At 69.5% G+C, this 7,435-nt stretch carries 8 protein-coding genes; 2 read left to right on the top strand and 6 right to left on the bottom strand.

The features are described from left to right. Nucleotides 1-201 (bottom strand): carboxyl transferase domain-containing protein (locus ADK64_RS35965; protein WP_324614482.1); only part of this gene is annotated, 201 nt, incomplete at its 3' end. A 120-nt stretch (nucleotides 202-321) separates the two neighbouring features. Next, nucleotides 322-483, bottom strand: coding sequence for an acyl-CoA carboxylase subunit epsilon (locus ADK64_RS35960; protein ID WP_234384842.1), 162 nt, complete (start codon nucleotides 481-483; stop codon nucleotides 322-324). Between the two features lie 392 nt (nucleotides 484-875). On the opposite strand from ADK64_RS35960, the gene ADK64_RS35955 reads away from it, so the two are divergent. After that, nucleotides 876-1,865, top strand: coding sequence for a ScbA/BarX family gamma-butyrolactone biosynthesis protein (locus ADK64_RS35955; protein ID WP_078993041.1), 990 nt, complete (start codon nucleotides 876-878; stop codon nucleotides 1,863-1,865). A 329-nt stretch (nucleotides 1,866-2,194) separates the two neighbouring features. Here ADK64_RS35955 and ADK64_RS35950 read toward each other — a convergent pair whose 3' ends face one another. After that, nucleotides 2,195-2,845 (bottom strand): ScbR family autoregulator-binding transcription factor, encoded by a 651-nt coding sequence (locus ADK64_RS35950; RefSeq protein WP_053666252.1) that lies wholly within the window; start codon nucleotides 2,843-2,845, stop codon nucleotides 2,195-2,197. A gap of 340 nt (nucleotides 2,846-3,185) precedes the next feature. After that, the gene (locus tag ADK64_RS35945) at nucleotides 3,186-3,908 is read right to left on the bottom strand and encodes an HAD family hydrolase (RefSeq protein ID WP_107093188.1); all 723 of its coding nucleotides are present in this window, start codon (nucleotides 3,906-3,908) and stop codon (nucleotides 3,186-3,188) included. Between the two features lie 132 nt (nucleotides 3,909-4,040). Between ADK64_RS35945 and ADK64_RS35940 the strand changes: the two genes are divergently transcribed. Further along, nucleotides 4,041-4,805 (top strand): SDR family oxidoreductase, encoded by a 765-nt coding sequence (locus ADK64_RS35940; protein ID WP_053666248.1) that lies wholly within the window; start codon nucleotides 4,041-4,043, stop codon nucleotides 4,803-4,805. Between the two features lie 206 nt (nucleotides 4,806-5,011). Here the strand turns inward: ADK64_RS35940 and ADK64_RS35935 are convergent, their stop codons facing one another. Beyond that, on the bottom strand, nucleotides 5,012-5,413 hold the full coding sequence (locus ADK64_RS35935) for a DUF6009 family protein (protein WP_053666247.1): 402 nt from the start codon (nucleotides 5,411-5,413) through the stop codon (nucleotides 5,012-5,014). Continuing rightward, nucleotides 5,410-6,909 carry a DNA primase family protein gene (locus ADK64_RS35930; protein ID WP_053666245.1) on the bottom strand — a complete coding sequence of 500 codons (1,500 nt, stop codon included), beginning with the start codon at nucleotides 6,907-6,909 and terminating at the stop codon, nucleotides 5,410-5,412. Before ADK64_RS35930 ends, ADK64_RS35935 begins: the two co-directional genes overlap by 4 nt. Nucleotides 6,910-7,435 lie beyond the last annotated feature (526 nt).

The following is a 7,435-nucleotide window of genomic DNA, read 5'->3' as shown; positions in this document are numbered from 1 at the left end:
CACCTCCTGGAAGGAACCCGGATCCAGGAGCAGCTCTATCCGCTCCCGCGCCGTCAGCTTGCCCTTGGCGTGCTGCGCCGCCGTCGCCTTCTCACTCGGCCCGGCCGTCGCCTGGGCCCGTATCGCGTGCAGCTCGGCCACGTGACCGCGTATGTCGGCCGGCGCTGTCCCGGCCGGTGCGGGGGCAGTCGTCATCGCCATCTCTGGTCCCCTTCTGGGACAAGACTGTGGAGATCCCGCCCCGGTTCCATCGAGCCAAATTAAAACCGCATGTGCGGTTAGGTCTACTTGCGGTGGAGTGCGCCTCGGGTAGCGGTCGAGTCACCGCCAGCTGTCGGGCGGCGCATAGCCGTGCGGCCGCTTCCACCAGCTCCAGCCGGGCGACGGCGGCTGCTCGGACTCCTCCTGGTCGCGGGCCCGCAGGGCGAGCAGCACGACCGCGATGGCGGCCAGCTCCTCTTCACCGGCTTGCCCGCGTTCCACACGAAGCACGGTTTCTACGCTCTCCATCCGGCGTTTCCCCCCTCATCACAGCCTTGGCCATGGTTGATCAGGACACTCGAGAAGCACTGAGGAATCACTTGAGGACCCCGACGGCAAGCGCCCCAAGGGCGGTGGGAAGCCGGACGACGAACCCCGCACAGGGGCTAGAGTCGGCCACGGCGTCGTCCGAGGTCCAACCGGTCGAGGCCGGCCACCGGCGCGTCCGACGGGGTCCCCGAAACCCGGCTGGAAACCCGATCTGGAAGCAGTAGCTCCAGAACTCGTGGGGCGGAAGGCTTCGTACCGCTAGAAAGTAAACCGGGTGGTATGTATCTTCACAGGCCTGAGATACACCATCAGTTACACGCCAACGACGCTCAGGGGGAACAGGCATGTCTGTGAGCACGTTCCGTGTCGAGTCCGCCGCACCCTCCATCCGGTACGCAGAGAGCGACCTCAGGAGCCTGCAGGAAATCGTCGAGCCCCGTTACCCGTCTCTGACCACCACGGTCCCGAAGGAGTTCGTCCACCGCGCCAGCATCGCCGAGGTGGTGCTGACCGACTGGGAGCGCGTGGACGAACAGCACTTCACGGTAAGCGCCCAGTGGCCGCGACTGCACAGCTTTTTCGCTAGCCTCGACGGCTACCATGATCCGCTACTGATCGCCGAAACGATCCGCCAGGCGGGACTCCTCGTGGCGCACACGGAGTTCGGCGTCCCGCTCGGCCACAACTTCCTCATGTGGGACCTCTCGGTCGACCTCGATGCCGAACAGCTGCGCATCGGCGCCGCGCCGGCGACCGTCGTCATCGAGATCGCCTGCACGGACATCAAGCGCCGCGGCAAGAACCTCGCCGGACTCCACTTCGACGCCGTGATCCACCGCGACGGACAGCCCGCCGGGACCGGCGGCGCCACCTTCACCTGCGCCTCGCCGGCCGTCTACGAGCGCCTGAGGGGCCAGCGGCTCGGTTCCGAGGCGGTGGCGATCCCGCTGACGAGCCCGATCGCACCGCAGCACGTCGGCCGCCTCTCCCCCACGAGCGTGGTCCTGTCCCCCGTGCCGGCACCCGACTGCTGGCAACTGCGGGTGGACACCCGGCACCCGGTGCTCTTCGACCACCCCGTCGACCATGTGCCGGGCATGGTGCTGCTGGAGGCCGCCCGCCAGGCCACCATCGCGTTCCTCGGCCGGGACTGCCTGCCGGTGGGCATCACCAGCGAGTTCACACGCTACGCGGAGCTGGACGCCCCGTGCATGATCGAGGCATGTTCCCTGCCCCCGTGCGCCGATGGCAGGGAACACGTCCTGGTGACGGGCCGCCAGGACGGCACCGTCGTCTTCACCTCGACCGTCGCCGTGGCACCGGCGACGGCCTGAACGATGCGGTGCCCCGGCCGGGGCACCGTGGCACCGGGTGCGCACGGGTCGTACGACGAGGTCCGCGGCACACCGACGCCGTGTACGCCGGGTCGGCGTACACGGCGTTCCACCGGGGGGGGCCACACCACACGAGACACCGGCCCAGGGGATTTCGGCTCCGCGTCGCTTCAGTCGCTGTCCGCCGTATGGGGGCACGGCCGGACGGCAGCGACGAAGGGCAAGGCGAGGACCCAAATGCCGTGCTGTGCGGGCCAGTTCACCGTCAGGGCGGGCCCGTCCCACGCAGCCGGCCGCTCGGGCCGGACGGGCCTTGGCCGTCGCGTGCCTCAGGCCGGAATCGGGGCCGGCACCGGGACGGCTTCGCGGGCGATGCGGGCGCCGCGGTCCGGGGCCACGTCCAGGCGCATCAGGACCGCGGGCGAGGCGATGGACGGCAGCAGGTGCTTGAGCAGGACCGAGGCCCGGTACTCGACATCGTTGAGGTCGGTCTCCAACTGGGCGTACAACTGCACCCCGTTGAACGAGCTGACCACCATCTCCGCGACCTCGCGCGGCACCACGTGTGCCAGGGTCTCGCCCCGCTGATGGGCCACGGTCAGGATGTCGGTGAGCATGTCGACCCACAGCGGCCAGGCGCTGCCGTAGTGCCTGCGGCCGATGGGGTCCGCCGAGAGCCGGGCACCGGCCCGCAACAGGGGCTCGTGCACCAGGCGGTAGGCCACCGACATCGCGACGTCGATCAGCTCCTGGAGCTTGATCTCCTGCTCGGGGAGCGCCTGGTCCGTCTGGAGTTCCAGGACGCCCTTGGCGAGCGCTTCCTTGGAGTCGAAGTGGAAGTACAGGGCGCCCTTGGTCACCCCGGCGGTCTTGAGGATGTCGGCGACGGTCGCCGCCGTGTACCCGTGCTCCGCGAAGACTGCCGCGGCGGCCTCCAGTACTGCGCGACGGGTCCTGACCGCACGTTCCTGCTGGGCCACTGGACCTCCCTTTCCTGAAGCGCACCCGAGCCGCGCGAGCCGGAGCCACACATCGGAGCACCAACAAACAAACCGTCCAGGAGGTACCTTATCCTCCTGCTCTGACAAAGGACAGAGCCGAGTTCCCCCATTGTTTGCCCGCTCCTTGCGGTGGCTCCCCGTGCCGGTCTCCTCGACGGAGCGAAATCTTGCTGGTCAGGTCGACCGTAAGGCATTTACCCGAAGTCCCGGTGTCGTAGACCTGAGCCGGTACGGACATCCATGGCGGACGTCCGTACCGGCTCAGAAACCATCCATCGTGCGGGTTTTGTTGTATTCCAGCCGTTCTCCCCCGGTCCGTTCAGGCCCCGGCGGCCGCGCCCCGTCCGGCGGGCCCCGTGACGGCGGCCTCCCCGGGCCACAGGCGGCCTTCGGCCGCCTCGGCGTCCAGGGCCCGCACCAGCGGCTCGTCGATGTCGTCCAGCGACCCCACCAGGTGCCGCACCCCGGCCCGGCGCATCAGCTCCCGCTGGAAGCTGTGCTCGTAGGAGGTCGGGTGCCCGAGGAACGCCGCTCCCAGCTCCCGCGCGGTCTCGGCCACCCGTGCCACGTCGTCGATGAACAGCGCCTGGTCGCAGCGCAGCCCGAAGACCTCCTCGGCGATCTCCCGGACGCCGGGGCGGAAGGCGTCGGTGCACACATAGCCCGGCCCGTCGAAGTACGAGGCGTACGTGCCGAGATGGTGGTCGAAGTGGCTCCGGCCGAGCCCGCCGTAGCACACCATCCGCGCACCCGTGGCACGCAGCCGCTCCAGCAGTGCGCCGGCCCCTTCCATGACCCGGACCGGGTCGTCCTCGAGGTAGGCGGCGCGCTCGCGGAAGTACTCCGCCACCACCTCCTCGGGCGTCCCCGGCACCCCCAGCGCGGCCGCGGCCCTGAGCTGCGGCTGCGAGAGCACCGACCGCTCCAGCTCGGCGGTGTAGACGCCGCCGTTGCGCACCACCATCCGGTGGATGACCGGGCTGAAGGTGTCGTTCAGCAATACCCCGTCGATGTTCACCGCGATCAGACGCAGATGCCGCAAGGCCACCGCAGAACCCGCCTAACGTCGAGCCAGCACAAACAATGCAGGAAGATTAAACCGGGTAAGCGGTTTTTACAACAGCGTATGCTCCTCGCGGGAGTTGGCCGATGAGCTCACGCCACGGGGGGAACGATGGGCACGCTGACAGGCAGAACGGCTCTGGTCACCGGAGCCGGGCGGGGTATCGGCCGCGCGATCGCCACCCGGCTCGCGGCGGACGGCGCGCTCGTCGCCGTGCACTACGGCAGCGACAAGGACTCGGCCCACGAGACGGTCGCCCGGATCAGCGACGACGGCGGGCGCGCCTTCCCGCTGCACGGCCCGCTCGGAGTGCCCGACGACGTCCGCACGGTGTACGACCGGCTCGACGCCGGCCTGCACGCCCTGGGCGAGCCGGCCACGCTCGACATCCTGGTCAACAACGCCGGTTTCAACGTCCGGGGCGGGGTGTCCGAGGTGACCGCGCAGGACTTCGACCGGCTCATGGCCGTCCATGCCCGGGCGCCGCTCTTCCTCGTCCAGGAGGGGCTGGCGCGGCTGCGTGAGGGCGGCCGTATCGTCAACATCAGCTCCGCGGCCACCCGCGTCGCCATGCCGACCTCTCTCGCCTACTCCATGGCCAAGGCGGCCCTGGAGGCCCTCACCCGCACGCTCGCCAAGGAGTTGGGGCCGCGGCAGATCACGGTGAACAGTGTGGCGCCGGGCTTCATCACGACGGACCTGAACCGGCGCCGCTGGGCCACGCCCGAGGCCGAGTCCCTGCATGCCGCGTTCTCCGTGTTCGACAGGATGGGCCACCCGGCCGACATCGCGGACGTCGTAGCCTTCCTCGCCTCCGCGGACTCCCGCTGGATCACGGGCCAGTGCATCGACGCCTCCGGCGGCACGGGGCTGTAGCTCCGGCGGACGGGTGATTACGGCGTAATCACCCGGGAGCCACGTGGCGGCCGTGGGCCGAGTGATTACGGCGTAATCACTCGGAAGGCGATGGCACCCGCCGGCCGGCTGATTACGGCGTAATCACCGCGGCGGCGCGGCGGCTGGTGGCACCCGCCGCTCGGGTGATTACGCCGTAATCACTCCGGGGACCGTCCGGCGCCGGCTCACAACGGCAGGGTGAGACCCAGCTCCTGCACCGCGGGAGAGGCCGGTCCGCCCCCCGAGCGTTCCGTCTTGCGGCCCTTGGTGCCCGGGGCGAGGGTGCGCGGGTCCACGGCCTCGGCGGGGGCCCCGGTGGCGTACAGCCCGTCGGGGGCGGTGTCGCGGTCGTGCGGGAGCAGCCAGAAGACACGGCGGCGGAACGTGCCCGAGGAGCGGGAGGGTTTGGCCTCGGGCCCGAGCAGCGCGTAGCCGACCATCCGGCCGTCGCGGTGGTAGGCGGGCCTGCTGCGGCGGGTCGGCAGCCGGTCGAGGCTCTGACGCACGTAGTCCAGCTTGCCGATGTCCTCGAGCCAGACGAAGTCGACCTCGTGGACGATCTCGTCCTCTGCGATGAGGGCACTCATGCTGTCTCCTCGTCGGCGACCAGTCCGATGCCCGGGTAGTACTTGCGCTGGTTGGAGAGGATCATCTCCCTGGGCGACGCGAGCCCTACCACCTCGCGAACCCGTGCCGCGAACGCCCGGGATGACACGGCCGGGGCCCCCTCATTCTGACACCATGTCTTGTACACCGCGTAGAGCCTGGCTTGCTCGGCTCGCATACCGGGCTCGATCCGGCAGCTTTCGCCGAGAAAACGCCCGGTGTAGTCCTCGGTGTCGGCATAGGCGGTCGTGGCGATCCGTACGCGCTCCGGCCCGCTCAGCTCCTTCTCGCCCGCCAGATAGCGCCGGGCGCCCGTGATGAGCCAGTTGAGGATGCCGGGGCCCTCCTCGTTGACGAGGATGTCCGCCAGGTTGTCGATCTTGCGGTCGTCGGACACGACGCGTTCGAACGGGATCAGCCGCATCCGCCGCCAGAAGGCGAAGCCGCCGGTGCCCACCTCGGGACGGTGGTTGCCCAGCAGCCAGAGCTTGTGGGTGGGCCGGAAGCTGAAGAAGTCCTGCCGCATCCGGCGGGCCTTGATGCGGTCGCCGCCGGTCAGCAGTTTGACCCGGGCCTCGTCGAAGCGGTCGCCCGGCTTGACCTCGTTGCACACGATGACCCGCCGGCCGTGCAGTTCGGCGAGATCGGTGGGGTGGCCCTCGTAGGGGCGGGCCATCAGGAACCCGGGCGGGGCGGCGTCCGCGTAGTCACCGATCAGCTTCATCACCACATCCAGCAGTACCGACTTGCCGTTCTTGCCGGAGCCGAACAGGAAGGGCAGCACCTGGGCGCCGACGTCACCGGTGATGGAGTACCCCAGCAGCAGATGCAGGAACTCGGTCATCTCCCGGCCTTCGGCGTCCTCGCCGAAGGTGTCCGCCAGGAACCGGTCCCAGCGCGGCGTCGGCATCGACTGCGGGGCCACGGTGGTGGAGCGGGAGTGGAAGTCCCGGTTCGGGTCGGGCCGGTGGAGCCGGCCGGTGCGCAGGTCGACGACCCCGGTCGGCGTGCACAGCGCATACGGGTCGGCGTCCAGTTGCGCGGCGTTGAGCACCATGCCCGGCGCCGACTTCGCCTGTGCGAGCAGCGCGTTGATGCCGTTGGTGCTCAGCGCCCGGCGGCGGTGCTGCTGCAGCGCACCGGTGCTGTGCACGCCGCGGGGATCGGTGGTCGCGATGGACTCCGCGAGATCACCGGCCGCCCACAGCACGGTCTCGTCCTCGTCGATCTGCCAGCGCGTGCTGTCCCACCGGAACCAGCCGAGCCCGGGCACGTGCCGGTACGCGTTCGAGTAGAACTTCACGAACAGCTTGGCGTTGCCCCGGTCGCTGAGCGTGTCCGGCAGCAGCCCGTCGGCCGTGGCCTCGCCGGCGTCACGGTGGTCCCGGGGAGCGGGCAGGGAGACGGGCTGGGCGAGGATCTGCGCGGCGGCGGCCTGTGCGTCGAAGTGAAACAGGGCCTGCTCGTCGGAGGTCATCGCCGGCCTCCCGGATAGGGCGGCCGTATCCGGCCTGCGCGCACGGCACCGCCGACGCCTGCCAGAGACCGAAGACCGCGGGCGAAGTCGACTGAGCCCCGCAGCTCAGAGGCCATGCGCACCCCCCGTCAGCGACCGAAGCGACTGAGCGACCGACACAGAGTAGCGAAGCCTGCGCTCACCAAAGTGGCTCGTGGGAAACAATTTTCGACGCGCTGACGGAAACCAGCGACTCACGCGAAAACGGGCCAGCTACCGAGAGCGTCGCTCAGTCGGTCCCCTCAGCCCCACAAAAGCACAGGTCACAGCGCCTACGACAACCGAACAGCGACTGAAGCGACTCAAGGTCTCTATCTATGACGCACACACGCACACGCATTGCACTGATATACCGGACCCTTGAGTCGCTTCAGTCGCTGTCTTCTCCAACACCCCGTCCTGACCTGCGTGTTCTTCCCACAGGAGGGGAGCGACCGACGCCGTATCCGGTCGCTGGCTTTCAGTCGCTGCCCCGCAGGCCGCCCGG

Source organism: Streptomyces sp. MMG1121 (genome assembly GCF_001280015.1).
Taxonomy (GTDB): domain Bacteria; phylum Actinomycetota; class Actinomycetes; order Streptomycetales; family Streptomycetaceae; genus Streptomyces.
This window is presented reverse-complemented; position numbering and strand designations above follow the sequence as displayed.

Excerpts from the sequence above, each read along its gene's own strand:
- ADK64_RS35930 (WP_053666245.1), bottom strand. The coding sequence starts at position 6,909 with ATGACCTCCGACGAGCAGGCCCTGTTTCACTTCGACGCACAGGCCGCC.
- ADK64_RS35955 (WP_078993041.1), top strand. The coding sequence starts at position 876 with ATGTCTGTGAGCACGTTCCGTGTCGAGTCCGCCGCACCCTCCATCCGG.
- ADK64_RS35940 (WP_053666248.1), top strand. The coding sequence starts at position 4,041 with ATGGGCACGCTGACAGGCAGAACGGCTCTGGTCACCGGAGCCGGGCGG.
- ADK64_RS35935 (WP_053666247.1), bottom strand. The coding sequence starts at position 5,413 with ATGAGTGCCCTCATCGCAGAGGACGAGATCGTCCACGAGGTCGACTTC.